Origin of the sequence: Burkholderia sp. AU44665, from assembly GCF_030504405.1 — a bacterium.
Lineage (GTDB): Bacteria > Pseudomonadota > Gammaproteobacteria > Burkholderiales > Burkholderiaceae > Burkholderia > Burkholderia semiarida.
In genome coordinates this window covers 51,311-76,940 of record NZ_JAUJRI010000014.1, presented here as the reverse complement: position 1 = coordinate 76,940, position 25,630 = coordinate 51,311, and the positions used below count along the sequence as shown (strand labels likewise).

The window sequence follows — 25,630 nt, the reverse complement described above, 5'->3', positions numbered from 1 at the left end:
ACGGGGAATTCAGAGTTGCGCCGACAGGCGCTTGATCTCGCGGTTCAGCACGCGCTCGTTGTCCGAGTAGTCGATCGGCACGTCGATCACGTGCACGCCCGGCGACGCGAAGCATTCGCGCAGCAGCGGCTCGAGATCGTCGGCCGACTCGACGCGATGCCCGTGCGCGCCGTAGCTTTGCGCGTACGACACGAAATCGGGGTTCTGCAGCGTCATCGCGAAATCGGGAAAGTTCATGTTCTCCTGCTTCCAGCGGATCATCCCGAACGCGTCATCGCGCAGGATCATCACGACGATGTCGAGCTTCAGCCGCACGGCCGTTTCGAGTTCCTGCGAATTCATCATGAAGCCGCCGTCGCCGCACACGGCGATCACCTTGCGCTGCGGATGCACGATCTTCGTCGCGATCGCCGACGGCAGGCCCGCGCCCATCGACGCGAGCGCGTTGTCGAGCAGCAGCGAGTTCGGCTCGTGCGCACGCCAGTAGCGCGCGAACCAGATCTTGTACATCCCGTTGTCGAGACAGACGATGCCGTCCACCGGCAACGCGTTGTACAGGTCGTTCACGATCCGCACCGGGTACATCGGGAAGCGCGGATCGTGCTGGCCCTTTTCCAGATGCGCGTCGAAATGCGACTTGATCATCCTGAAGCGCTCGAAATCCCAGTGCGATTGCGGCGTCAGCGCCTCCTTCATCTGCCACACCGCATTCGCGATGTCGCCGACCACCTCGATCTGCGGGAAATAGACGGGGTCGACCTGCGCGCCGAGGAAGTTCACGTGGATCACGGTCTTGTCGTCGGTGCGCATGAAGAACGGCGGCTTCTCGATCACGTCGTGGCCGACGTTGATGATGCAGTCCGCATGCTCGATCGCGCGATGCACGAAGTCGCCGTCGGACAGCGTCGCGTTGCCGAGCCACAGCGGGTGCGTCTCGTCGATCACGCCCTTGCCCATCTGCGTCGTGAAGAACGGAATGCCCGTCTTGTCGACGAATTCGAGCAGCATCTTGCAGGTGGTCTTGCGGTTGCCGCCCGCGCCGATCATCAACAGCGGATGACGCGCGGCCTGGATCGCGTCGACCGCATGCGCGACCGCCTTCTCCTCGGCCACCGGCCGCCGGCTGTAGCTGCGCGGGATCGGCTTGCCGTCGCCCTCCTCGTGCGCGATGTCCTCGGGCAGTTCGAGGTGCGCGGCGCCCGGACGCTCTTCCTCCGCGCGGCGAAACGCCTCGCGCACGGCCGACGGGATGTTGCCGATCGACACGATCTGCCGCGTGAACTTCGTGAGCGGCTGCATCATGTCGACCACGTCGACGATCTGGAAGTGGCCCTGCTTGCTGGACTTGATCGGCTTCTGCCCGGTGATCATCAGCATCGGCATCCCGCCGAGCTGCGCATACGCGGCGGCCGTCACGAAGTTCGTCGCACCCGGCCCGAGCGTCGCGAGACACACGCCGGTGCGGCCCGTGAGGCGGCCGTAGGTGGCGGCCATGAACCCGGCCGCCTGCTCGTGCCGGGTCAGCACGAGCTTGATCTTCGATCGCCGCAGCGATTCGAGCAGATCGAGGTTTTCTTCGCCTGGAATGCCGAACACGTACTCGACGCCTTCGGCTTCCAGCGCCTTCACGAACAGATCCGATGCTTTCATGGGACTCTCGGTTATGCCGCCTGCCCGGCCTACGGACACGCGGCGTTCAGGACGCGCGCCGGCCTACGGCACGCGGACGCCTTACCTGCTGGACACAAACCACGGCACTGCTCGCCGCGCGGCACGCGATGCCGGAGCGTGATGCGCGATGCGCGGCGGCGCCTCCGGATGATGGAGGACGAACGGATCCGCCCGCGCGCGGCAGCTCGCGCGAACGGCAAAGACGTTTTCGATTGTAGACGGATTCCTGAAATTCCGGCTTCGACCGGATGGCCGGCTCCGCCAGCGGAAAGATCGGCCTGACGGCCAGTCAACACCCGCCGACGCGCCGGCCGGGCTGTAATGGCAACGATGTTCCATTCAACAGACATGTGAACCATGGTTGACACACTGCAATTCATGCCCTACAGTCCTCCTGCATTCAGCATCCGGACCACCGACGTCTTCGACGCCTGGTTTGCCGGCCTGCCCGATCGCATCGCCAGGCGCCGCATCCAGGCGCGCATCGACCGCCTGTCGATGGGCAATCCGGGCGACTGGAAATCCGCCGGCTCGCCCGTCGTCGAAATGCGCATCGATCATGGGCCCGGCTATCGCGTCTACTACGCGAGGCGCGGGACGATCTGGGTGATCCTGCTCTGCGGCGGCGATAAATCGACGCAACAGGCCGACATACGCGCCGCGCACGCAATGCTCGCGCACCTCGACATGGAGTGATCGATGGACAAGATCAAGACGCGGCCGTGGGATTCGGCCGAACACCTGAAAACCGAAGACGACATGGCCGACTACTTCGACGCCTGCCTGCAGGAGGCCGGCGACGATCCGGCCTTCATCGCGCACGCGCTCGGCGTGATCGCCCGCGCGCGCGGCATGTCGCAGGTCGCGCGCGATGCGGGCCTGTCGCGCGAAGGGCTGTACAAGGCGCTGTCGCACGACGGCAATCCGAGCTTCGGCACGATCCTGAAAGTCATCAAGGCGCTCGGCCTGCAATTGCACGGCGCCAAGGCGTCCGCGTGATCCGGCGGCGCGCGGCGTCGCGTCATGCGCGCAACGCCCGTGCCCGCGTCAGTGCAGCCAGCCGGCCGCCCAGCGCGGCGCCAGCGACACCAGATACAACCCGAGTCCGATCAGCCCGCCGACCAGCGTGCCGTTGATGCGGATGTACTGCAGATCCTTGCCGATGTTCAGTTCGATCTGTCGCGACATCTCGCGCGCATCCCAGTTGCGCACCGTGTCGCGAATGTGACGCATCAGGAAATCGGCAAAATCGGGCGCCATCTCGTGCACGGCCTTCTCGATATGCTCGTTCAGCGACGCGCGCAGCGCCGGGCTCTCGGCGAGCCGCGCGCCGAGCCAGCCGCCGAGCGTCGCGGCCTGCCGGTGCAGCGCAGAATCGGCGCGCGCGAGATCGGCCTTCAGCCAGGCCCGCAACTGGCCCCACAAGTCGCGCACATAGTCGTTGAACGCGTCGCCGTCGCGGATGTAGCGTTTGATCTCGTCGCCCTTCGCGATGAATGCGGGGTCGTGCTTCAGCCGCTCGGTCAACCGCACGACCGTCCGGTCGAAGCGTTGCCGCAGTTCATGCTCCGGGTCGGCCGCCACGCCTTCCAGCACGCGGCTCACCGCACTCGCGAGCATCCGCGCGCCGTTCTCGCCGAACCACTGCGTCGGCATGATCTTCTCGACCTTCGGGTATTGCGTCTTCAGCCATTCGACGATGAAGCCCGCGATCACCTCGCGGTTCTCTTCCTTGCCGAGCACGTCCACCACCTGTTCGATCGCGTCGTCGAGCAGCGCCTGGTGGCGGCCGTCCTTCGTCAGCGTGTCGAGGATCGCACCGGCCGATTGCGACAGGTCGACCCGGTCGATCACCGCGCGGAATGCATCGTGGACGAACGACTGGATCCGCGCGTCGTCGGTCATGTCGAGCGCGAAGCTCATCAGCTTCGTCACGTAGCCGCCGAGCGCGTCGGTGTTCGCCGGCTCGCCGAGCCACGCGCCGAGCATCCGCGCCGGGTCGTGCTGGCGGATCTGCGCGGCGAGCGCGTCGGGGCCGAGGAATTTCTCGCGCACGAACACCGCGAGGTTGTCGGCGATCTTGTCCTTGTTCTTCGGGATGATCTCGGTGTGGCGCGACACGAACGGGATCGGCACGCGGCGGAACAGCGCGACGACCGCGAACCAGTCGGCGAGCGCGCCGACCATCGCGGCTTCGGCGACGGCCTTGAAACCGTCGACCCACGGGCCGCGCGGCAGCAGGATGGTCGTGACGAACACCGCGACGGCCGCCAGCAGCAGCCACAGCGCACGGCGCTTGCTTCGTTTCAGTTCGAGGGCTTTGTCTGGCGTCATGGAGGACGGGCGGATCGGCGATGTCGTTAATATCCCCGATTTCGCCGCAGCCGACAAACCCGCGGTCGGCGTCGCACACACGGCGCATGCGCGCCGCGAGTGCCCCGCTACATGAACGCCTTCAGGCTGACCGCCGGATCGGCCAGCTTCACCGGATCGGGCGCCGCGCCTGCCGCGATCAGCCGGCGCGACGCGCCGATGTCGCGCCCGAGGTTCGCCGCGGCCACCGCGACGATCCTGCCGTCGTCGCCGAGCCCGAACACCGTGAACGGCCCGCTCGCCGGATCGCCGCGCACGACGATCGTGCGTTCGCCGCCGAACAGCCCGAGCATCTGCAGGTTGCAGTCGTACTGATCGGACCACAGCCACGGCAGCTCGGCATAGCGCTCGTCGGCGCCGAGCAGGTTCGCGGCCGCGACGGCCGGCTGGTTCTCGGCCACCTGCCACGATTCGATCCGCACATGCCGCCCGAGCAGCGGATTGAAGTGCATCGTCACCTCGCCCGCCGCGAAGATCGCCGCATCGGCCGTGCGGCAGCCCGCATCGACGCGTATCCCGTTGTCGACGTCGAGCCCGGCCGCCTGTGCGAGCTCGACGTTGGGCACCACGCCGATGCCGACCACGACGATATCGGCCGGCACGTCGCCGCGATCGGTTTCGACGATCGCGCCGCCGCCCGGCGCGCGACGGATCGCGCGCGGCAGCGTCGCCAACCGGAAGCTCACGCCGCGCGCATCGTGCAGCCGATGCGCGAACGCACCGACCACTTCCGGCAACGCGCGCTGCAGCAACCGGGGCGCCGGATCGATCACCGTCACGTCGCAGCCGAGCTGGCGCGCCGCCGCCGCGACCTCGAGGCCGATGAAGCCGCCGCCGAGCACCGCCACGCGACGCCCCGCAGCAAGTTGCGCACGCAACGAACGTGCATCGCCAACGGTACGCACGTAATGCGGCACGACGCCCGCGTCGACCGGACCACCGAACGCACGCACCCGCGAACCCGTCGCGAGCACGAGTCGCGCATACGGCAGCGTCGTCCCGTCGTCGAGGCGCACGCGCCGTGCATCGCGCTCGATCGCCTCGACGCGCGTGCCGAGCCGCAGCGCGATGCGCTGCGCGTCGTACCACGCCGCATCCCGGATGAACGCGCGCTGTTCGCCGCCATCGCTCAGCAGCGCGTCCTTCGACAGCGCCGGCCGGTCGTACGGCAGCTCGCGCTCCGCGCCGATCATCACGATGCGCGCCGCCGCATCGCGTGCGCGCAGGGCTTCGGCCGTGCGCCGCGCCGCGTGGCCGGCGCCGACGATCACGACCGGATCAGCCGACATTGACTTCCACCTGCCCGTCGACGATCCGGATCGGATAGGTCCGCACCGGCTCGGTGATCGGTGCGCATTTCGGCGCGCCCGTGCGAATGTCGATCAGCCCCTGGTGCAGCGGGCATTCGACGCAGCCGTCCTCCACATAGCCTTCGGACAAGCGCGCGTGACCATGCGAACAGAGGTCGTGCATCGCGAACAGTTCGTCGCCGATCCGGAACACGGCGATCGGCTTCTGGCCGGCGACGCGCGCCGCCGGTTCGTCTTCGGAGAATTCGTCGAAAGCGCCGAGCGGATGCCACTCGGCCAGCGTTGCTTCGGTCATGTCGTTTCCTTGCTTCGTCGGAGCGGTCAGATCGGCGTCGCGAGCAGCGTCTGCACGCGCGACGTGTCGTAGATCACGCGCTTGGTCTTGTAGCGCAAGCCGTCGGGCGTGCGGACCACCGTGTCGTAGTACTTGCCGGCCTGGTACACGTTCGATTCGCCGTTGCTGCGCGTCTGCACGACCACGTAGTTGCTCTCGGTATCGAATTCGCCGTCGCGTTCGGCGACGATCGTCAGGCCCGACGTCATGTGCCGGTACGTATGCTCCTCGTAGATGTTCGCGTGCCGCAGCGACACCACGCGGTCGCGCAGCATCCGCTGGTTCGTGCAGTGGACGATCCCGACCGGCAGCCCGAGATCGGCGTTCTCCTTCGGCACGATTTCGTACGTGCAGTCCTCGGTGAACATTTCCGGCCAATGTTCGAGCCGGTCGTTGTCGAGGTGCCCGATGTAGCGGTTCTGGAGCATGTAAATCTCGAACCACGTCTTCATGTCTTCCGTCATTTCTTGCTCCCGCCTCAATAGCCCATCAGCTTCTGATAGCCGACCCAGAACTTGCGGATCAGGCTCTCGGTGATCACCGTGTCCTGCTGGTCCGGATTGCCGCGCGACATCTCGATCACCGACGTCGCGTCGGCATCGCGCACCGTGCCGCGCTGCACGAGCTCGGTCGCCTCCGTGTCTTCCATCGAGATATAGCCGGCCGGCCCGACCAGGTTCGCCTGCTTGATGCGCAGCGCGCGCAGCTCGGGCGTGTCGTCCGCATAGCCGAAGAAGTGGAAGATCAGCTCGAAGTTGTCCGGCCCCTTCGGCAAGATCTGCCTCGCGACCAGCGTGTTGTGGATCTGCTGGATCACGAGCTGCGGGAAGATCGGCTGGATATGGTTCGTGCAGTCCTCGTCGTATTCCGACACGAGATCGAGGATCGACTCGTCTTCCAGATGGAAGCCCTCGTCGAACGAACGGATGTTCTGCTGCTTGTACGCGGCCGACGTGTCGTCGCCCGTCTTCGTCACCGTGATGATGCTGTGCAGCCCGTGATTCGCGTCCGGAATCGAGCGCGCCTTCATCCCGACGCGGAAGATGTTGAAGGTCGTATGGAACAGGTGCAGCATGCTCGCGTGATACGGGTCCTTCACGTTCTCCATGTACAGCTTCCAGTTCGACTTCGAATACTGGCGCGTGCAACCGAGATACTCGATCGGCTTGTGGAAGATCCGGTCGATCCACGGGCGCATCTGCTCGCCGAGATAGTCGGGCAGCGGCGCGACCTCGTCGCTGAAGGTCGCGAACACGAGCCCGCGATAGCTGTCGACGCGCAGCTTGCGCAGCCCGTGCTGCTTCGGATCGAAATCGGCCGGCATCCCGGTCATTCCCTTCTGGCCGCGCCGGAACGGCACGCCGAGCAGGTTGCCCTGGTTGTCGAAGCTCCACTGGTGATAGACGCACGTGTGCGAACTCGCGTTGCCGCGCGACTTGCGGCACACCTGCGCGCCGCGGTGCGCGCAGCGGTTCACCCATGCGGACAGCGCGCCGTCCTCGGTGCGCGTGACGACCACCGGCGTGTCGCCGACGAACGTGCTCTTGAAGTCGCCGGCGTTCGGGATTTCCGCTTCGAGCGCGACGAAATTCCACGTCGGCCCGCGGAAGATGCGTTCCTGCTCGCGATCGTAGACCGCCCGCGAGCTGAACACCTTGTACGGCACGCGCGAGCCGTCGTCGTGCGGGAAAGTCACGTCGGATGCGTCGCCGCGTGCGGCGAAAACGACGGGCGATTCTGTCTGCTCCATGTCGGACTCCTTGTCGATCCGTTGCGTTGAATGCATGGAGCCGATTTTTGAAAAGCTAATATTCGGCGTCTATCCGGAAAGTGCGATTGCGGCGGCGCAATATCCACTTTCGGCGGATTTCTGCGCTAGCATGACGGCACACGCGGCTGGCGCACGATCGCGCCCCCGTTCGCCGGATCGAAGCGCGTGCCGTCCATACCAAGGCTGAAGCCCATGTCCCCAACGTCGTTCGAGCCGCTCGCGCTGCGCGCGCACCGGCTGTTCGAATCCCGCGATCTCGACGAGACGCGCGAGCGGATCTCGCGCGTGATGCAGCCGCACGCGCTGCTGCCGAGCGGCCGCGTGCACGGGGCGTCGCACATGGATTTCGTCAGGCTGGGCGGGCTCGGGATCGGCACGATCGCGTTCGGCGACGCGATGCGCGTGCAGGTCGACGCAGTCGACGGCTATTACCTGCTGATGTTCTGCCTGTCCGGGCACGCGGAAGTCCATGCGATGGGGCGTCGGCTCGGCGTCGACGGCCAGACCGGCGTGCTGTGCGCGCCCGGCGAGCGCTTCGACGCGGTGCTGTCGGCCGATTGCGAACAATTCGTGCTGCGCATCGACGCGGCGACCGTCGGCTCGCTGACCGGCGACCCGCGCGCGACGCTCGATCCCGTGCTGCACGTCAGCGACGCCGCGCTCGCCGCGTGGCGCCAGCAGTTGATGCTCGTCGCGCGCTCGCCCGAGCTGCTCGAACGCGCGAACGCGAACCCGCGGGTCGCGTCGCAGCTCGAGCATCTGCTGATCGACCTGCTGATCGAAGGCCATCCGCCGTCGTCCGTGCCGCACGCATCGCACCGCGACCCGGCGCCGGGCTTCGTGCGGCGCGCGCAGGAGTTCGTCGATGCGCATTACGCGCAGCCGCTGCAGCTCGCCGATATCGTCCAGGCCGCCAACGTGCCCGAACGGACGCTGCGCGACGCGTTCCTGCAATTCCGCGGCATGAGCCCGATGCAATACCTGCGCGCGACGCGGCTCGCGCACGCGCGCGAACTGCTGTGCGGCGCGGCATCCAACCGGCGGATCGCCGATATCGCGCTCGACTGCGGGTTTACCCATCTCGGGCGGTTCGCGATCGCGTATCGGGAAAAGTTCGGCGAATCGCCGTCGGAGACGCTCGACGGGCTGCGCTGAGCGCACGTCCGCGCGCTTTCGGGCGGACGCGCCCGCGGCAGCACGGGCGGTTGCCTGTTGCATGGCACGCGCGCACGGCGACAAGCGGGCCGACGATCATTGCGGTACCGCGCGGCGCCGACCGCTTCGGTGGCCGCGGCCGTCTCCGGCACCGGTTGCTGCGATGGCGCGCGCAGCGCGAGCGGCGTCAGCGGCGTCAGCGGTTAGTGCCGCTGGTGCCCATGCCTGCGCCGTTTGCGCCGGTCATGCCGGTTGCGCTGTGTCGGCAGCGCCCGCGGGCGGCAATCGCGGGCCATCCAGTCGCGACGACGCGCAGGCCAGCGCACGTTCCACCTGTTCGAACATCGCCCGCGTGGCGGGGCTATGCGGGCACGCGCGCAGCAGCAATTCCAGCCATTTCAGCCGCCGCGCCAGCATCGGCACGACCATCGTGCGCACGATCAGCCGCTGATCCGCGTCGGACGGATCGAAACGCGCGCACGTGTCGACGAGCGCGTCGAGCGTCAGTACTGCCTGAGTCGGGTTCGTCATGAGCGTCATGAACAGATCCACCGCCCGCATCGCCGCGGACGGATCGTGAAAGTGAACGGCGAACGCGCGCGCCGGCGTGTCTGGCGCACCGGCATGCACGTCGCCACAAGCGCGGCCCGCGTGGCATTCAAAACGCGTGCCACTCGGCGGCCCGACCCGCTGCCGCTACCGGCACGCTCGGCGGCCGCGCCGCCGCCGGAGGCTGCACCCGCGCCGCAGGCGCAACCGCCGGCGCGGCGGGCTCGTCCGGGGAGGCCTCCGCCAGCCGGAACGCCGACATCGCCGCCTGCAAATGGCCGGCCTGCTCCTCGAGCGAATGCGACGCCGCGGCCGCCTGCTCGACGAGCGCCGCATTCTGCTGCGTCACGCCCTCCATCTGCCCGATCGCCACGTTGACCTGCTCGATTCCCTGGCTCTGCTCCCGCGACGCAGCCGCGATTTCGGCGACGATGTCGGACACCTGCTTGATCGCCTGCTTCACCTGCCCCATCGTCGCGCCGACGTCCGCGGCCTGCTGCGCGCTGTCATGGATCATCGACACCGACGCGCCGATCAGTTCCTTGATCTCCTTCGCGGCACTCGCGGAGCGCTGCGCGAGGTTGCGCACTTCGCTCGCGACCACCGCGAAACCACGCCCCTGTTCGCCCGCGCGCGCCGCTTCCACCGCCGCATTGAGCGCGAGAATGTTGGTCTGGAACGCGATTCCCTCGATGACGCCCGTGATGTCGGACACCTGGCTGGAGCGATCGCTGATCTGCTCGATCGTCGCGACCATGTGCTGCACGGCGTCGTGGCCTGCGTCCGCGATGTCCGTCGCGCGGGTCGCGAGCGTGTTCGCCTGCTGCGCGTTGTCGGCGTTCTGCTTCACGGTCTCCGTCAGTTGCGTCATGCTCGATGCGGTTTCCTCGAGCGACGCGGCCTGCTCCTCCGTGCGAGCCGACAGATCCGCGTTGCCGCTCGCGATCTGGTGCGACGCGATCGCCACCGATTCCGCGCTGCGCTTGATGCCGCGCACCGTCGTGCCGAGCTGCCGGTCCATCGTCTCCAGCGCGCCGAGCAACTGGCCGAATTCGTCGTGCGAGTCGATGTCGATCCGGTTGTCCAGCCGGCCGCCCGCGATTTCGTCGGCCACGCGCACGGCCTTGCCGAGCGGCGTCGAGATATGCCGCAGCAGATGCGCCGACGCCCACACCGCGACCAGCAGACCGACACCGATCAGGCCGATCGCGATCCACAGAATGTTGCGGAAGGTCGATTCGCTGTCGTCGACGAACGATTTCGCCTGCTCGACGTTCAGCGCGATGTCGTCCTCGAGCGCCTGCCTGAGCAGGTTCGCGGTCGGCGACAATCGCTCGATCACCGCCCTGGCCGCGTCGTGATCGCCGCCGTTCATCGCCGCGGCCACGTCATTCACCCCGGCCCGGAACTGCGGCAGCACGCTGCGGATGCGCTCGGCGATGATGCGCTCCTTGTCGCTCGTGATCGATTCCCCGTAATAACGGCCCCAGATCGTATCGAGACGGCTTTGTTGCGTGCGAATGTCGTCGACCGCGCTGCGCATGAGCACGGGGTCATGCTCGGCCTGCAGCCGGCGCATTTGCAACCGTATGTTGAACGCGAGCGCGCTGATTTCCGTCAATTCGACGATCGGCACCGTATTGCCCGTATAGGCGCGATGGAGATTCGAATTCAGTCTGGACAGACCGAATACACCGAACGCGCCAATTGCGACCATCAACGCGACGCACACCGCAAGGGTGGCAAAAATCCTGAACTTTATGCTTTTCGCAAATCGACTCACCTCGTTCCCCTCCGGTTTTCCAGGTCGGCAATGAATGAAAAGTGCCGCTTCATGACCCTGGTTTACGGGGAGAAAATCAGATTATTTATGATTCGATATTGCAACAATTAAAACCGCACACAGCAAGAATCAATATGCGTCGCCACCCATTATCTCATTATTACGTTTATTTTTTAATACATTAAATTGAGTGCAACCTGAGAGACGCTTATTTCGCCGGCCAGTTATCTCATTAATAGGGCGGCCGGCGCCCGGTCGACGGCACGAAGCCGCGGCGACAAGCCCGATTCCCTTTCGGAGGAGCGCGCCAAAATAGGCCGTTAGTTGCGATTCGCGCTCGAGTCACGTCACGCCGCCGGCACGAACATCTCCCGTGCAATCGCACAGAACGCCGCCGTGGCCGCGCTCTCACCGTGCAGCCGGCGGCTCATGATGATCGGCGACGTCGCGGCCGGCTCCGGCAGCCGCCGGTAAACCACCCCCTTCACGCGCACGCCCTCCACGCTTTCCGGCACCAGCGACACGCCCACCTGCGCCGCCACGAGCCCAAGCGCCGTCTGCAACTCGCGCACCTCGTGCACGGCCGCCGGCACGACCGCGCCGTCGCGCAGCGCCGACAACTGCTGATCGGCGAAGCTCGGCCGCGGCGTGCTCGGGTAGACGATCATCGTCTCGTCCGCGAGATCCGCGAGCGTCAGCGGCCGGGCCGGATCGGCGAGCCGATGCCCGAGCGGCAGCGCCGCGATCAGCTTTTCCTCGATCAGCGCCTCGCGCACCAGTTGGTCGTCGTCGAAGCGCAAGCGGCCGAACCCCACGTCGATCCGCCCGCCCTTCAGCGCGCCGAGCTGTTCGAGCGTGAACATTTCGATCAGCGACAGCTCGACGTCCGGCTGCGCCTCGCGAAACGCGCGGATCACGTCCGGCAGCGCGCCGTACAGCGTCGACGGCACGAAACCGATCACGATCCGCTCCGACAGTTGCGCGAGCCGCCGCGTCAGCGGCCCCAATTCGTCGGCCTGGTCGACCAGACGTTTCGCCTGCGCATGGAACACGCGCCCGGCATCGGTCAGTTTCAACGGCCGCGCGCCGCGCTCGAACAGCGGCAGCCCGATCTCCTCCTCGATCGCCTGGAGCTGGCGGCTCAGCGGCGGCTGCGTCATGTGCAGCCGCTCCGCGGCCCGCGTGATGTTCATTTCCTCGGCGACGGCGATGAAGTAACGGAGCTGACGCAATTCCATTTCATGCCTCAAAGGTATGGAAGTAGTCGGAAAGAGTGTTGGACGACGCGGGGCGGGAATTCCTACCATGTGCACCAACAGGAGGAATCGCATGATAGCAACTGCCGCCACTATCGAACGCATCGAGACGCTGCTGGTCGACGTGCCGACGATCCGGCCCCACAAGTTGTCGGTCGCGACGATGAATTGCCAGACCCTCGTGCTCGTCCGCGTTCGATGCACGGACGGTATCGAAGGCGTCGGCGAGGCGACGACCATCGGCGGCCTCGCCTATGGCGATGAGAGCCCCGAAAGCATCAAGGTCAACATCGATACCTACTTCGCGCCGCTGTTGCGGGGCATGGACGCGACGCGCCCGGGCGCCGCGATGGCGCGTGCGCGCAAGCTGTTCCAGGGCAACCGCTTCGCGAAATGCGCGCTCGAGACCGCGCTGTTCGACGCGCAGGCGCGGCGCCTGGGCGTGCCGCTGTCCGAGCTGTTTGGCGGGCGCCGGACCGATGCGGTCGATGTCGCGTGGACGCTCGCGAGCGGCGATACCCAACGTGACATCGCGGAAGCCGAAGCGATGCTCGACGCACGCCGCCATCGCGCGTTCAAGCTGAAGATCGGCTCGAACGCGGTCGCCGACGACGTGGCGCACGTCGTCGCGATCAAGCGCGCGCTCGGCGAGCGCGGCGACGTGCGCGTCGACGTGAACCAGGCCTGGAGCGAAACCGATGCGATCTGGGCCGGCGCGCGGCTCGCCGACGCCGGCGTGAGCCTCGTCGAGCAGCCGATCGCCGCGACCAATCGCGCGGGGCTGAAACGCCTCACGCAGCTCGCGCAGGTGCCGATCATGGCCGACGAGGCGCTGCACGGTCCCGTCGATGCGTTCGCGCTCGCGCAGGATCGCGCGGCCGACGTGTTCGCGGTGAAGATCGCGCAATCGGGCGGCCTGCAGGGCGCGGCGAGCGTCGCGTCGATCGCCGCGGCCGCCGGCATCGAGCTGTACGGCGGCACGATGCTCGAAGGCGCGGCCGGCACGATGGCGTCCGCCCAGTTGTTCAGCACGTTCGACTCGCTGAAATGGGGCACCGAACTGTTCGGCCCGCTGCTGCTCACCGAGGAGATTCTTGTCGAGCCGCTGCGCTACCAGGATTTCAAGCTGCATCTGCCGGCCGCGCCCGGCCTCGGCATCACCTTCGACTGGGCCCGCATCGAACGGATGCGACGCGGCGCCCGCTGACCCCACACGACAACCGAAACCGGAGACACAGATGAACAAGCAAGCCATCGACGCCCTGCTGAAGACCTTCGACGACGCGGCCGAGAAGCCCGGCAACCCGCGCGTGCGCGCGATCGTCAACCGGATCGTGAAGGACATCTGCTACACGATCGAGGACTTCGACGTGCAGCCGAGCGAATTCTGGACGGCGCTCAACTTCCTGAACGAAGCCGGCCGCGAATTCGGGCTGATCGCCGCAGGCCTTGGCCTCGAGCGCTTCCTCGACGTGCGGATGGACGAAGCCGAGGAAAAGGCCGGCATCCAGGGCGGCACGCCGCGCACGATCGAAGGCCCGCTGTATGTCGCCGGCGCGCCGGAATCGGTCGGCCATGCGCGCCTCGACGACGGCACCGATCCGGGCCAGACGCTGATCATGCGCGGCCAGGTGCTCGGTGAGCATGGCGCACCGCTCGCGAACGCGCTGGTCGAGGTGTGGCATGCGAACCATCTGGGCAATTACTCGTACTTCGACCCGTCGCAGCCCGCGTTCAACCTGCGCCGCTCGATCCGCACCGATGCCGAAGGCCGCTACAGCTTCCGCAGCGTGCTGCCGGTCGGCTACAGCGTGCCGCCGGGCAGCAAGACCGAGCAACTGCTCGACCAGCTCGGCCGCCACGGCCATCGTCCGGCGCACATTCACTTCTTCGTTTCCGCGGACGGTTATCGTAAGCTGACGACGCAGATCAACATCGATGGCGATCCGCATCTGTGGGACGACTTCGCGTTCGCGACGCGCGACGGGCTGATCCCGCCGGTCAGGCAGGCCGAGGGCGCGGAAGGCAAGCCGTACGGCGTCGACGGGCAGTTCGCGCTGATCGACTTCGACTTCTCGCTGGTCAAGGAAAAGCAGGACGTGCCGGGCAGCGAAGTCGAGCGGGCCCGCGCGCAGGCGTGAGCGCCCTTCCCGTTCGACGAATCGACAACGCAAGGAGTGCAGGATGCTGTTTCATGTGGAAATGACCGTTCGCCTGCCGGCGGACATGGACCCGGTCAAGGCGGCCACGCTGAAGGCCGAGGAAAAGGCGATGTGCCAGCGGCTGATGAACGAAGGCGTCTGGCGCCATCTGTGGCGCATCGCCGGGCAGTATGCGAACGTCAGCATTTTCGACGTCGAGAGCGTGCAGCAGCTGCACGACGTGCTGAGCCAGTTGCCGCTGTTTCCGTACATGGAGATGGACGTGCGGGCGCTGTGCCGGCATCCGTCTTCGGTACGGGACGACGATCGGTGATGCCCTTGCGGCCCATCATCGCCGGGCAACCGGCGCATGGGCCGCATTTTCAGTTCAAGTCGCCTGCGTCAGCGCGGTCTCTTTCGCGCCCCCGACAGCAGTGCGATCACTTCGATCTATCCCCCGCCATCTGCAATCCGGTCGACGTCAAACCGACGCGTAGCGGCTTGTCCGGATCGAGCTTCCTTTTCTCGATGATGCGCTTCCAGCCGCCGGCTGCGCCCGGGACGCGATACAACGCGACGATCGCCACATACTCCGTCTCGCGTTGCATCGGTTGAGACAAGCTCGACGACGCCCCGGGGTTCACGACGGCCGACATTTCGGCCTGCAGATCCTGAGCAAGCACCGTCCGGTCGTTCTTCAACAGATCGTCGTACGATGCTCCGTCGAACATCTTGCGGTCCTTCAACTGGTAGACGCGAACGGCAACCGACGTCGGCCGCCCTGCGTCGTCGGGGTTCAGTTCGGCACGGGCGACCAGATCGACGTCAAGCACCTTCACCTGCTTGAAAAACACGGCGCGATACGCATTCGACGATGCGTCCGACACGGACTGCCAGGCACCGCAACCTGACAGCAGCAAGACGGCGACAGCGATGGCACCACTCATTCGATAGAACATGGGAACTCCGGAATCAGATCGTGCGCGGCACGAGATGCGGGTTGGGTTGCGGTACGGGAAACGCCTCGTACACGCCAAGCGCGATGCCGATCATGCGTTCATCGACCGACGGCAGCACCGTCGTCCAGCCGAGACGCGGCGCCGGGCCGGCATGTTCGACGCCGACGGTCGGATGCGGAACGAACCTTGACGACACTTCCATCCGCAAATGCACATCGGCCTTGACGCCGACATACAGCTGGATGAATGCCATCACCTCTCGATGCAGCCGCGCACCGGGCAACAGGTCCTGAGCCTGCCGTTCGTCGACCGGCCGCAATGTCACGCGCACCGCGCGGCTGCGATACGCGAGACGCCTGCCGAGCACGTAACCGCCGCCGAGCCCGCCTCGCTTCCCGTTCGACAGCACGTCCGCATCCGGCTTCGCCGACGTCAACGGCTTTGGCCGACCGCTACTCGTCGTCACCGCCCAGAATTCGTCCACCCGAACATCGGCTCCCGGCGCGGCGAGCGCCACCACGCCGGCCAGCCCTTCCGACGTGCGTGTCCGCTGGATCAGCAGCCCCAGCAGGGCGAGCATCCGGGAATCCGGCAAACCCGCACGCAAGGGCTTGTCGCCCCATCCGAATCCGGCGAGACACAACAGGCTGCGCGAATAATCGTCGACTCCGCCGGCCTGGAAACGCTCCGGATAACGATATTTCTTCCATGCGCGATACAGCAGCGTCGCCATCCGGTGGTTGAACGGATCGAGAAACGCCTCGACCGCCTCATGCCCTTCCTCCCGCAGTACGATCTCGTCGATCATGTGCGACGGCATCGCCGCATCGACGCCGTAAAGCCCCATGAACGTCGTGCGCACGGTCGGCGGCGCCTCGGGGTGCTCGTCGTCGAATTCGACCGCGGCCATCTCGCCCGCCGGAAACCCCAACCGCGGACGCGGCCGGAACCGTACCGGCTCATGCTCCGGCGTATCGCGCGTACCGAACCCGGCGCGTTCGGGCGCACACGCCTCCAGCAGCCGACAGAACTGCATGAACGTCATCTTCGGCGCTCGCTGGAACAGCGTCCCGGCAACCGTCGGCGCCGCCTTCGACGCGGCAGCTTCGGCCACCATCCGATCGATCGAAGCCGTCATAGCGGCGCCCGCCGGGCCTTGCTGCGCGGCCATTCCGTCCGCGACCGGGACGGCAGGCTGACGATCGCCAGCTTCGTGAACAGATTGATCTCCGCATACGCGCCGAAGAACCGATGCAGCAACTCGCCGAACAGCATCACGTCGCCTTCGCCGGAGAACGCGTGCGAATCGAGCGTGATCTCGATCAGCACACCGCGCTCCACCGCGCCGCCCGATACTTCTTCCAGCATGTCCTGCGATACATGCAGGATGCCGGCGAGCCGCCGCCGGTTCAGCTCCTCGTTCGTCCAGTCGTACAGCGCCAACGCGCCGCGCAATACCTCCGCGTTCATCATCGACAGGAAATTCGGCGCGAGATGCGACAGCACGCGCCACTGGAAGCGGTCTTCGGTCGGCGGATACAGCGGCAACGTCGGCGCGACGAGATTGCGCACACCCGCGACGTTCGGCGTGCTGGCCGCCAGCTCGTCGAGGCTCGCCTCGCGCAGCCCCTTGCGCGGCAGCAGCCCGTTCGTGCCCGTCACGCGCAGCGACAGGCTTTCCTCGGGCAGCGTGTCCATCGACTCCCACGCGTGCCCGCCGAGGATCACCCACATTTCGTGCAACCCCGATACGCCCGAACGCACGCGCGTGTGGAAATAGCGCTCCGGCGCCTCGTGCCGCAGCATGCCGCCGCGGTGCCGGAACGTCGCGAACGGCACGTATTCGTATCGCTCGGCCGTATCGTGATCGAACGTCGCGACCGCATCGACCGAATACGTCTCGACATGCTCGCCCTGATGGCCGGCCGGCACCACGCGATATTCGGTTTCGTGATGATCGATCTCGATCGGCTCGGCATCGAGTCCGAACAGGTTGATCACCGGCGAGCAGAACAGCCGCACGTTTTCCGCGTTGAAGCGCTGGTCCGACGGATACGCGTCCTTGAGGACTATCTCCAGCTCGAAGCGGGTCGATGTTTCCGGAAGCGTGGAGATGTCCAGCCCGCACAGATCGACGAACAGAAACTTCTCGCGGAACGTGAAGTATTCGAGCAGCAGTTGATATCCGGAGAATGCCGCATCGGCTTTGGGCCACAGCCGTTCTTCCGTCGAAAAGCCGGCCGGCTCGATCGTGATGCCCGGCAGCGGCACGGCTTCTCCGTCGCGTATTTCCGGAACGCGCCAGTGAATCGCATCGACCTGGCGCGTCAACGCAAGATGCATCGCAAATGCGGTCGGCAGATCGGCGTTCAGGTGCAGCCGCAGCCGAGACAGATCCGTCTCCTTGCGCAGCGCCGAGCCGTGCAACGCGAAGCCCAGGCGGATCACCGAACGGCCGTCGTGACGCACGGCCGGCCCGGCATGCGTGAGCGACACCGGCTGCAACGCGACGGCCTGCGTCGTACGGTACAGACATTGCACCGTGCGCGGCGCCACGCCGCCGGCGCCGTCAGGAGAAGGCACGTTGATCGGCGCGGAACGCACCGGCACGCCGGCCGGCACGACGATCGTTTTCTGAAGCGTCTCCGCGAACGGGGTCAGCTCGACGATCGATAGCGACGGAATCATCCGCAGATAGTGCGGCCACAACAGGCTGACGAGCCCTTCGGTCAGCTCGGGCAATTCATCGTCGAGTTTCTGCCGTAGCCGGCCCGTCAGGAATGCGAAGCCTTCGAAAAGGCGTTCGACGTACGGATCACGATCGCCGACGCGGTCGAGATTGAGCAGGCGCGCCCGATCGGGGTGCGCCTTCGCGAATTCCTTGCCGGATTCGCGCAAGTACCGCATTTCCGCTTCGTAGTAGCGCAGGATGGGATCGTCGTTGTCCATGAAAAATCCATTACGAAAGAGTCAATGCGCGCGCGGGATCGAGGACCATGAGTTCCGCATGCAGTTCGCCGATCCGGCGCGCGAGCGCGGGCTTGTCGGCATCCTTGCGGCTGCTCATCGCCTTCAGTGCCTTGACCAGTTGTTGCTTGACCTCGAACGTCAGCGCGGGCTCCCAGCGCATCAGCGGCAGCGAGCGGGATGTTGCGTCGAGTTCGACCAGGAGCGCGAGCGCCGCATCGTGACGGCCGGCGTGGTCGGCCAACCGGGCCATCACGAGCCGCTGCAAGTAGCGATGTCGATCGGTTTTCATGCCGGGCAGCGCTTCGAGCCACGCGAACGCCGCCTCGATACCCTCACGCCCCGCCAGTTCGCGGGCCTGGGCTTCGATCTCCGGCCAGTCGCCGGTTGAGTCGCTTTCGCTATCCGCGGAGACCGGCAGCGGCGCAACGGCCTCTCCCGCCTCCAGGTCGCGCACGACCGCGTGCCGGGCAATCCATTCGAGTGTCGTGTCGTCGGCGAACGGCGTGCCGTCGCTGAACGCGAGCCGCTCGATGCCCGGCAACCGTTCGAGGAACAGCGCGAAGTCGGCGCGCAGCACTGCTCGCCACGCGCTGTACGGCGTACCGACGTGATCGAGCGCCACATGCTGGAAGTACTGCAGATCGAACCACAGGTGATTCACGCCCTCCATGAACGCGCCTTCGACCCGCTCCAGCAACTCGTGCCAGTGCTTTTGCAGCACAAGGCGTTTCATCTGCTGGCGCAACTCGGCGCGGGGTGGCGCCAGCCGCGTATGCGACGCGGCATCCGACGGCGGCACGTCGTGCAACGTGTCCCATCGGATGTTTCGCACGACGCGCACCGACGGCAAGTAGCCGTTTTCCTGATCCCGAAGCCACGCCGACATTGCACGTGCCTGATCGAGCAGATCGCGCGTCGACGCGATCGAGCCGATTGACGTCTTGCCCGGAGCAGTTGCTGACGGCACTGCCATGCCGGAATCGGCGCTGTGTGCCGGTGCTTCCTTTTTATCGAAGCGCGACACGAGCGGCTGCAAATTCGGACGGGCGGCGTCGGGCCACGCCTGCGTGCACGTCACGAGCACGCCGAGTGCTGCAAGCGCACGCTCGAGATCGGCCGGCGCGAAATCGCCGTGGCGATCCAGCGCGTCGATCACGCGCGCGGTGGCGAGCATTTCCAGCGCGGCTTTCTTCGCTTCGTGGCGGGCGGGCAACAGCGCCTCGCCGAACCGGTCGACAAGCGCCGCGGCCAGTTCGAGCCCGTCGGCGAAACCGGCCGGGCCGTCCTGCCGCAGGCGCGCGAACGCGTAGTAGCCGGCCACGCGCAAATCCTTGCCGGTTTCCTTCAGCAGGTGTTCGCATGCGCGGGCGATCAACCCGTCGTCGATTCCCGACAGCTTGCCGGCTTCGTCCTTCATTTCGAAGAACGCTTCTTCGTAGCCGGGATCGCGCCCGCACGCATGCTCGCCCGGTATCGGCGCGATCCATGCGGCCCAGGTGTCCGTGCGTCCCCGATGGAGCGAATCGGCACGCGTGCCGCCGACAAGGGTCTTCACAAAATTGGCTAGCGTCATCGCTGGTCTCAAAAAACGAATGCGTCGCCCAGCAGCGTGAGGGCATGCCGGAACGGGCTGGCGGGCGAATCCGAAAGCGTCGACGTCGTCACCACGGGCGAGATCGCAGGCTTCTGCGGCGTCGTTCGTGTCGTCGGGACAGAGGTGGTCGTTTGCGTACGCACTGGAGCCGGCTTGAGATCGGCATTCCGGCCGGATGCCTTCTCCGACGCCGCCCACCTCGCTTCATCCGGCAACGGGTTTCTGCCCGGAAGCCCCGGCGGCAGCGGCACGGCCGCATGCTTCGCGGCCTCGATCGCCGACGGCGGCAACGGCGGCGGACCGCTCGCCGAAACCCGCGCCCCTGCGTTCGCCGCCGCCGTCACGAACACGCGTGCCGGCAACGCGAAATGGCGCAACTGGAGCACGTCGAGCGGGCCGGCGCCGGCTTCGCTGCGCAATTGCACCCTGAGCGGAACACCCTGGCTCGTATCCGGCGTCCAGGTCAGCAGATAGCGCGCGTTGTCCTGTTGCTCGACCTTCGCGCGCTCCAGCAGCCGGATGAAACCGAAGCGCCCCTGCGAATCGAGCGCGGTGCGCAAGCCGCCCTGCTCCGTCTGCCATTCGATGTGCGACAGGTTCTCGAGCGACTGCCCCGGCCACTCGAACGGCGTCCACTCCTGCTTCTGGTTGAAGTAATGCAGTTTGCGGCCGGACAGCACGAATCGCATGTCGGTGACGCCCGGCGTCGGCTCCGCTCTCAGCTCGTAGCGCACCCGCGCATCGCCGGACGGGAACAGCACCGTCGCCGTGCGCGCGAGCTTGTTCAAGCCGTTGAGGAAAGCCGGATCGATCGTCAATGCGCCGGAGTCCGCGCCCTGCGAGGCCACCCATCGATCGCCATGCCGTTCGACGACACCGGCCAGTTGCGACGTCACGAACTGCGCGATCACGCCGCTGTCCGGACGCATGAAGCGCGCCATCTCGGGCAGCGACGCATCGTTGTCGGAATCCGCGAACGGATAACGGCCGCCGAATGTCCTGTTCCAGTCGGCAAGAATCGCGGTACGCCAGATTTCGTTCAGGCTTGCAGCGGCCGGCTGCACGATGACTTGCCAAGACTGATCGAACGGCGCACGGAACAATGCACCGAATCCGGACCATTGTTCGCCGAGGCTTGCAGCGACGCGGCTCGCGTAATCGCGACTGTCGGCGATATCGGACGTCTTGCCCTGCAGCACGGACTGCGCGGCCACGCGCGCAATCGAATCCGGATACGGACTGGAGACGATCTGAGCCGTTTTCAGGCGCATCGCGGTGATTCGCTCCAGGTAGCGCGCCAGGCTCAGGTCGCCGGTTGCCGCGGGCGGGCTGACGCCCTTGCCGCCGGATCGCGCCGCCGAAACGAGATCGCTGCCGGTCAGACGCAAGATCGGACCGAACGCGGCCGCGAGCGGCGCAAGTGGTGGCTTCGCCTGCTTCGACGGATCTTTCTCGTCGGCGCCGACCAGTTGCTGCGCCTTGCTGATCAGCGTGTCGGACAGCGACTGTGCGTTGGCGCCCGTTCCCGCCTGATAGACGACCGCATTCATCAGCGCGACGAGCGGCGAGCGCTGCGGGTCGCCCAGCAGCGTGAGTTGATCGGCCGTGGCTGATAGCGTAGGTGCGGGTTGCCAACGCAGACTGTTGAGGAATAGCCCCCATGCCCGCGCGTAATCGTCGAAATAGCGCTGACGCAGTTCGGCCTTCAATGTCGACGGAGATGCATTGGCAACCTTGGTGTCGGAGAGTACCCAGTCGCTCGCCACATCGCGTTGTTCGCCGGCTTCGTCGATTGCCTTCGAGATGCGTTCTTCCCATGCTGCACGCGTGAATACGCCGGGTACCGTGGCGGTCGTGCCGAACAGGCCTCGGCTCGTTGCACCACCGGCAGAGGATTGCGACGCCGCGTCGCCGAGCAATGTCGCGAGTGATAGCGGCGGGTATTTCGGTGTCGCTTCGTCGACGATCTGCTCGTAGATCGCATCCCCCGAGTTCTGAATGCCGCGCACGCCGACAATCGTCTGGCGGGTGGACGCGATCAGCGCGCCGTCCGGGACGATCGCCGGCGCGGTGCGGTCCGCTCCGGCTCCGTGCCCGATGTGATTGGCAAGGAACGTGATCGCGTGCTGACGCATATCTTCCCATTTGCCGCGCGACAGTTGCGAACCGGCCGGGCGTTCGGGCGCGGACGTCGCGACGAGTTGCGGCGCCAGGAACGCGGCCACGGCCTGCTCGGGCCTGGCAAGCATCAGGTACGTCTTGAGCGTGTCGTAAGCGGCCTGCACCTGGGCTTCGCCGCCGCTCGCGATTTCCGCGTCGGACAGCGACGCGAGTTGATGCAGTCTTGCCTCGAGCTTCCGGCGGATCGGACCGATGAGGATACGGTTCGCGGCATCGGCGTAGTGCGGCCAAAGGGCGTCGAGCAACGCTTCGTCGCGATTCAGGCCGAAACGGGCAATCAACGGCGCACCGGTGCGCTGACGGATTTCGAGCGTGTCGATCTGGCGATCGAGGTCGGTGAGCGTTTGCAGTGACTGTGCCGGGTTCAAGGCGCCAGTGAGCTTCGCAACCGTATCCGTTGTACTCGAGATCGTTGCACGGTTGCCGAACCCGGACAGCATCGTGCCGACGAGCCAGCAGCCGATCAGCACGGTCGCCATCCACGCCGCCGTGGTCGATAGCGAAAAGCCGATGCGGCGGCCGTGTACGTTGCGGCTGTGGGCGGCGACGGTTTGCCAGATGGTGCGGTGGTGGGGATTGTCGAGCGTATCGTCGTCATTCTCGATACTGGAATCCGGCGACATCACGTCACGCTCCTTGAACAGCGGCGTAAACATCAGACCGTGAACCGCATGCCTCCAGATACTGGATTCAGACGCTTGCCGCACCAAGTTCGACAGCGCCTCGTGCAGCCTTGAAACATGCTGGGACAATTCCGCGGGATAACGATCGCGGGCATCCGCGGCGAGGCGCGCGACACCCGCATCCGCGAGGTTGCCGGCGAGGTTCCGCAGCGATACATCGATCGCTTCTCCGCTCATCGACGTGTTGGCCCACGTCAAGCCGATGGCTTCGTCCGGATCCAGCCACTCGCTACCGAAATCCGTGACATTCAGAAGGTAAGCGGGCGCGGCCCAGCGTAGCGCGCGCGCATGGCGCGCTAGACGCGTAGCGAGCTCATCAGTGTCGAACGCAGTATTCGCGGCGCTACGGTTGCGGGTAACCGCTACGATCGCATCGATCGGACGGCGCCGCCGCAGTCGGCGGATTTGATCCAGCCATTCGGTGTCGAGTTGGTCACGGGTCTGGTTTGCATGCAACACGACCGTGTTACCGAGAACGATGTACCCGATGTCGGCCAGTTCGGGAGCGAGACGCCTGACGAGAGGCGTGTCTCCGGCGACAAGCAGCCAGCGGTCACGATAACCCCAACGCCAGCCGTAGCGGTTACGCAGAACCTCGCGAAGCGCAGCAGCGCGATTGATCTGTCCTGGTGACAGGTTCGGATCGTTGCGCTCGCCGGATTCGGCGCGCTTTTCGGCATCGAAACGAGCGAACCATCTGGACGCCCTCAACACCGCAATCTTCAGCAATACCCACTCGAAGAACTTGACCGCCAGGATCGCCAGCAGCAACGCACATGCCAACGCAAGCTGGCCGATGATCAGGATTTCGCGCGACCACCCGCGACGAGGCCCCTCCACCCACACTGCGATACTGAGTGCCAGGAATACGATGACGGCCGCGACGCCAATGAAGAAACCGGCCGATCGTGTTTTGTTCTCGCTTTTGTCGTTCATGTCCGTTTTCTGCATACGAGTGCGAAAAGTTCCTCATCGTCGCCACAAAGCACCAATTGCGGATCGCCCGTCGTCCGGGCCGCTTCTGCAGCGAGGGCCACGGCCAACCAGGGCCCTGCGCCCGAACAGTCGCCCACCGCTGTCTCGAGCGCGATCCAGCATGCGTCGTCCGGCAACGGCGCCGCTTGGCGAACGCTACCGATACCGTCGCCGACCAGGCCATGCGTCCATACCGTACGCAGACGGTCGGACGGAGTTTGTCCCCACCGTGCAGCAAGCTCGAGTGTTGCGGCAGGAGAATCGAGCGAGCCTTTGGCAGGCCGATGCAAAAGAAGTCCGCCGGACATCGGCGACGACTCGGGGCGCAAACGCCTAACCAGCAGCGCGACGCCCGCCTCCGCAACGCCGTCGGACAGTACCGAGCTGATTGCATTGCGAAGCTCGACGGCGACCAGAAGGTAGGCGCTCCCGGCGTCTCGATCGTCGTGCCAGGCATCCGCTCTGAATACCGTGAGCGCGGGTTCGCTGGCTCCCATCTCCACGTTCAATGCAGGGGCTTGTTCAGCGAGTAGATTCAGTATCTGAGTCTCGACGACCTCGTGCTCCAGCCACGAGTGGTGACTCAGTTCGACGTAGAGTCTCGTTCCCCGCGGCAGTGCGCGGAGCTGCGGCAGCAGGCCGTCTATCAGGCGCTCGAGCAGCCATGTACAAACGGAACGATGGCGAACATATTCCGAGATTTCGTTACCCGGATAGAAACGAATATCGGGAAGGTTGAGCCAGCGTGCATTGACTTCTCTATCCGCCACTGCATCGCTTGGTCGCGATTTCGTTCCTTCGACGCCCGTCAGTATCTGTTGTAGTGAGTTTTCCGAATCGTCAGTGGAGACGCACCAGGCATGGCCTGCGATCGTCAAAGGTCTGGCTGCCATTGCATGGCACGCCTGCTCTGCGTCATCGCTCACGCGATTGGTCGCAATCGCCTGATTGCGACAGGCATAGCCGTATCCGAGCCACGCGAACAGCAGGAATGCCCATGCCAGAAATGGGTAACCCGCGACGCAAAACCAGAACCATGGCGTGTTCGCAGAGCGGTCCGTCGGCCAGAGCGCGATCGTCAGTCCGGCTCCTGCTCCCATTACGAGTACCAGCAAAATCGTCCAGACGAGCGCCGAGACCCGGGGCGCAGCCGACACCTTCACGCGCGGCGGCACACGATTGAAGTCGATGGGCATCGTTTACCGGACCCGCGCCCCGCTGGACGAAGCGATCAGAACGGCTCCGCACCGTGTGTGGTCACCGTCGCGCGATAGCTGTGTCGTACCGTCCTTCATCCTGCTGCTGCCTTCGACGATTTCATTGTCGCCGTGGATCGGGCATGAGACTTTGTCGCCAATGCGGGCTGCGCGGCGTCCTTTCACCTTGATGCGATCGGAGCCAGTCAGGACTCGGCCGCCGTGGGTCGTTGCGTCACCTTCGTATGCGAGATTTTTCATTTAAGCTTTCCCTCGTGAATATTCAACAACCATCGACCAACCCGGCTTCGGACATGTCCACACGTTTCCGTGGCACGAAAGATCATCCTTAAACACCACAATGCCATTTTTACGGCTTGAAATCGGCATAAACATAGAGATCCTTTTGAGTGGAACACACCCATGATCTAGAACATTAGCCCATCCTGCCGACCCGCGAGAGGCGGCGGCGATCAAGCAGTTTAAAAAATTTCAGATCTGACAGAATTATCAAATTCCCTAACCACAAATGGCGCGACCATTTAATTATCCACATCATCAACAACCGGAACGGTCATTATTCCGCGGAATGCCCGCCGACTCAGCAACGGATAATCTCCTTGCTCACACGCGTAATTAGAAACAAGATGGCCATTTTTTGACGTACACCCCACTCGGAGAACCCCGATATATCACGTAATCATATGTTCAAACCCTGAATTTCACGTG

At 65.5% G+C, this 25,630-nt stretch carries 22 protein-coding genes; 6 read left to right on the top strand and 16 right to left on the bottom strand.

From position 1 onward, the window contains the following. Window positions 1-9 precede the first annotated feature (9 nt). Window positions 10-1,650 carry an acetolactate synthase large subunit gene (locus tag QZM15_RS24380; RefSeq protein WP_059639075.1) on the bottom strand — a complete coding sequence of 547 codons (1,641 nt, stop codon included), beginning with the start codon at window positions 1,648-1,650 and terminating at the stop codon, window positions 10-12. A gap of 399 nt (window positions 1,651-2,049) precedes the next feature. On the opposite strand from QZM15_RS24380, the gene QZM15_RS24375 reads away from it, so the two are divergent. Together QZM15_RS24375 and QZM15_RS24370 are read left to right on the top strand one after the other, a co-directional pair. After that, on the top strand, window positions 2,050-2,367 hold the full coding sequence (locus tag QZM15_RS24375) for a type II toxin-antitoxin system RelE/ParE family toxin (RefSeq protein ID WP_060163117.1): 318 nt from the start codon (window positions 2,050-2,052) through the stop codon (window positions 2,365-2,367). A gap of 3 nt (window positions 2,368-2,370) precedes the next feature. Continuing rightward, the gene (locus QZM15_RS24370; RefSeq protein ID WP_059573746.1) at window positions 2,371-2,670 is read left to right on the top strand and encodes an addiction module antidote protein; all 300 of its coding nucleotides are present in this window, start codon (window positions 2,371-2,373) and stop codon (window positions 2,668-2,670) included. A gap of 48 nt (window positions 2,671-2,718) precedes the next feature. Here QZM15_RS24370 and QZM15_RS24365 read toward each other — a convergent pair whose 3' ends face one another. The 5 genes from QZM15_RS24365 to andAc form a co-directional block, all read right to left on the bottom strand. Then, window positions 2,719-4,005 (bottom strand): DUF445 domain-containing protein, encoded by a 1,287-nt coding sequence (locus QZM15_RS24365; RefSeq protein WP_089465445.1) that lies wholly within the window; start codon window positions 4,003-4,005, stop codon window positions 2,719-2,721. A 107-nt stretch (window positions 4,006-4,112) separates the two neighbouring features. Next, entirely contained in the window at window positions 4,113-5,333 is a 1,221-nt protein-coding gene (andAa, locus tag QZM15_RS24360) for an anthranilate 1,2-dioxygenase system ferredoxin--NAD(+) reductase (protein ID WP_226223853.1), read from the bottom strand. Further along, window positions 5,323-5,649, bottom strand: coding sequence for an anthranilate 1,2-dioxygenase ferredoxin subunit AndAb (gene andAb / locus QZM15_RS24355; protein ID WP_039344765.1), 327 nt, complete (start codon window positions 5,647-5,649; stop codon window positions 5,323-5,325). The genes andAa and andAb overlap by 11 nt, the downstream gene beginning before the upstream one ends. A 26-nt stretch (window positions 5,650-5,675) precedes the next feature. Continuing rightward, a complete protein-coding gene (gene andAd / locus QZM15_RS24350; RefSeq protein WP_006479528.1) occupies window positions 5,676-6,152 on the bottom strand; it encodes an anthranilate 1,2-dioxygenase small subunit AndAd in 477 nt (158 codons plus the stop codon). A 14-nt stretch (window positions 6,153-6,166) separates the two neighbouring features. Further along, window positions 6,167-7,438, bottom strand: a complete 1,272-nt coding sequence (gene andAc / locus QZM15_RS24345; protein WP_034174903.1) for an anthranilate 1,2-dioxygenase large subunit AndAc — start codon at window positions 7,436-7,438, stop codon at window positions 6,167-6,169. Between the two features lie 213 nt (window positions 7,439-7,651). Here andAc and andR point away from each other — a divergent pair, with 213 nt between their 5' ends. Beyond that, window positions 7,652-8,614, top strand: a complete 963-nt coding sequence (gene andR, locus QZM15_RS24340; protein ID WP_302107414.1) for an anthranilate 1,2-dioxygenase regulatory protein AndR — start codon at window positions 7,652-7,654, stop codon at window positions 8,612-8,614. Between the two features lie 243 nt (window positions 8,615-8,857). Here andR and QZM15_RS24335 read toward each other — a convergent pair whose 3' ends face one another. The 3 genes from QZM15_RS24335 to QZM15_RS24325 form a co-directional block, all read right to left on the bottom strand. Continuing rightward, complete coding sequence (locus tag QZM15_RS24335) at window positions 8,858-9,154, bottom strand: hypothetical protein (protein WP_226288546.1); 297 nt, start codon at window positions 9,152-9,154, stop codon at window positions 8,858-8,860. A 118-nt stretch (window positions 9,155-9,272) separates the two neighbouring features. Further along, window positions 9,273-10,946 carry a methyl-accepting chemotaxis protein gene (locus tag QZM15_RS24330; protein ID WP_302107413.1) on the bottom strand — a complete coding sequence of 558 codons (1,674 nt, stop codon included), beginning with the start codon at window positions 10,944-10,946 and terminating at the stop codon, window positions 9,273-9,275. Between the two features lie 347 nt (window positions 10,947-11,293). Next, a complete protein-coding gene (locus QZM15_RS24325; protein WP_059639069.1) occupies window positions 11,294-12,184 on the bottom strand; it encodes a LysR family transcriptional regulator in 891 nt (296 codons plus the stop codon). Window positions 12,185-12,275: 91 nt separating this feature from the next. Here QZM15_RS24325 and QZM15_RS24320 point away from each other — a divergent pair, with 91 nt between their 5' ends. Genes QZM15_RS24320 through catC form a run of 3 tightly spaced genes read left to right on the top strand, consistent with a single transcriptional unit; the run spans window position 12,276 to window position 14,677 of the window. After that, window positions 12,276-13,409, top strand: a complete 1,134-nt coding sequence (locus QZM15_RS24320) for a muconate/chloromuconate family cycloisomerase (protein WP_302107412.1) — start codon at window positions 12,276-12,278, stop codon at window positions 13,407-13,409. Between the two features lie 31 nt (window positions 13,410-13,440). Beyond that, a complete protein-coding gene (gene catA, locus QZM15_RS24315; protein WP_060311418.1) occupies window positions 13,441-14,343 on the top strand; it encodes a catechol 1,2-dioxygenase in 903 nt (300 codons plus the stop codon). A gap of 43 nt (window positions 14,344-14,386) precedes the next feature. After that, a complete protein-coding gene (catC, locus tag QZM15_RS24310) occupies window positions 14,387-14,677 on the top strand; it encodes a muconolactone Delta-isomerase (RefSeq protein WP_059573738.1) in 291 nt (96 codons plus the stop codon). A gap of 106 nt (window positions 14,678-14,783) precedes the next feature. Here catC and tssJ read toward each other — a convergent pair whose 3' ends face one another. Genes tssJ through QZM15_RS24275 form a run of 7 tightly spaced genes read right to left on the bottom strand, consistent with a single transcriptional unit; the run spans window position 14,784 to window position 25,162 of the window. Next, the gene (gene tssJ, locus QZM15_RS24305) at window positions 14,784-15,302 is read right to left on the bottom strand and encodes a type VI secretion system lipoprotein TssJ (RefSeq protein ID WP_302107411.1); all 519 of its coding nucleotides are present in this window, start codon (window positions 15,300-15,302) and stop codon (window positions 14,784-14,786) included. A 13-nt stretch (window positions 15,303-15,315) separates the two neighbouring features. Then, entirely contained in the window at window positions 15,316-16,419 is a 1,104-nt protein-coding gene (gene tssG / locus QZM15_RS24300) for a type VI secretion system baseplate subunit TssG (RefSeq protein ID WP_302107439.1), read from the bottom strand. A gap of 17 nt (window positions 16,420-16,436) precedes the next feature. Then, complete coding sequence (tssF, locus tag QZM15_RS24295; protein ID WP_302107410.1) at window positions 16,437-18,251, bottom strand: type VI secretion system baseplate subunit TssF; 1,815 nt, start codon at window positions 18,249-18,251, stop codon at window positions 16,437-16,439. 10 nt (window positions 18,252-18,261) lie between these two features. Further along, window positions 18,262-19,845, bottom strand: coding sequence for a type VI secretion system protein TssA (tssA, locus tag QZM15_RS24290; protein WP_302107438.1), 1,584 nt, complete (start codon window positions 19,843-19,845; stop codon window positions 18,262-18,264). A gap of 8 nt (window positions 19,846-19,853) precedes the next feature. Continuing rightward, window positions 19,854-23,666, bottom strand: a complete 3,813-nt coding sequence (locus tag QZM15_RS24285; RefSeq protein WP_302107409.1) for an ImcF-related family protein — start codon at window positions 23,664-23,666, stop codon at window positions 19,854-19,856. Next, window positions 23,663-24,901, bottom strand: coding sequence for a hypothetical protein (locus QZM15_RS24280; protein WP_302107408.1), 1,239 nt, complete (start codon window positions 24,899-24,901; stop codon window positions 23,663-23,665). Before QZM15_RS24280 ends, QZM15_RS24285 begins: the two co-directional genes overlap by 4 nt. Window positions 24,902-24,904: 3 nt before the next feature. Then, window positions 24,905-25,162 carry a PAAR domain-containing protein gene (locus tag QZM15_RS24275; RefSeq protein WP_081059113.1) on the bottom strand — a complete coding sequence of 86 codons (258 nt, stop codon included), beginning with the start codon at window positions 25,160-25,162 and terminating at the stop codon, window positions 24,905-24,907. Window positions 25,163-25,630: the final 468 nt, after the last annotated feature.